1 protein-coding gene is annotated in these 837 nt (G+C 58.5%); it reads right to left on the bottom strand.

Annotated elements, in window-relative coordinates:
• On the bottom strand, nucleotides 1-559 hold a 559-nt coding region (locus tag A5766_RS24365), incomplete at its 3' end, for a hypothetical protein (RefSeq protein ID WP_156527418.1).
• Nucleotides 560-837: the final 278 nt, after the last annotated feature.

Below are 837 nucleotides of genomic sequence, written 5' to 3'. Positions count from 1 at the left end.
TCGTCGAACCCGACGCCACCTCAGGCACCCAGGAGGCCGCCTGAAAACCGCTCATCCACAGGTCTTGACAATATCTCGGCGTGCGCGGATTCCACGACTCGCCGGTGCGTAATGCCTCGACGAGTCGCTCGCCGGATCGAAGCATCTGCACCCACCAGTCACGCTGTTGAGATTGCACTGACCGCGGGAATTCCCCGATGACATGTGATGAGTTCGAAGCTGCGTTGGTGCCATCCCAGACGCCAAGTTCCAGTTCCAGGGTCGAGCTAAGAATAGCCATGGCTTGCCACAGCACGAATCGAGTTCGCGGAGTAATTGGCCACGGGTTCCAAATGCCCGCAACGAAACGGTCGTACTCGTCAGGCTCATCGAATATGGGGTCATCGGGAATAGGTCGATCAAAGTACTCAACGACCCAGACTGCCTCGCCCGAATCGACCTCACCCTCCTGGTCACACTCGACACGCCAGAACCAGTGCGCCCGGGCATGATGGCTTTTCCACCGAACATCATTCAGAACTTCGTCAAGTTCATCCGGGCCGAACAACCTTCGTTCCATTGGCTCATGATCGCCGGATGGCCACGCCGAATCACTGGACTCGCCTTGGATCTCAACGTCGCCCGACAGTAACGAAGCCGACACCCAACACCCGGCCCTTCGTCATCCAGATAGTTGTCGATAAGAGCAAGGATGCTCAGGTCGTACGCCGCAGATGCGTGCCTCACCAGGTCGTCGCCGCCTGACTCCGAGAAGTAGGACGGGCCTGGTGCACGGATAGGTGACAGGGTTAGTCACGCGGCCTGAGGGGCCTCGTGGTTGATGATGGTCTCGAATTC

This window comes from Gordonia sp. 852002-51296_SCH5728562-b, assembly GCF_001665475.1.
Taxonomy (GTDB): domain Bacteria; phylum Actinomycetota; class Actinomycetes; order Mycobacteriales; family Mycobacteriaceae; genus Gordonia; species Gordonia sputi.
The sequence above is the reverse complement of the archived record's forward strand: the minus strand, read 5'-3'. Positions and strand labels throughout refer to the sequence as shown.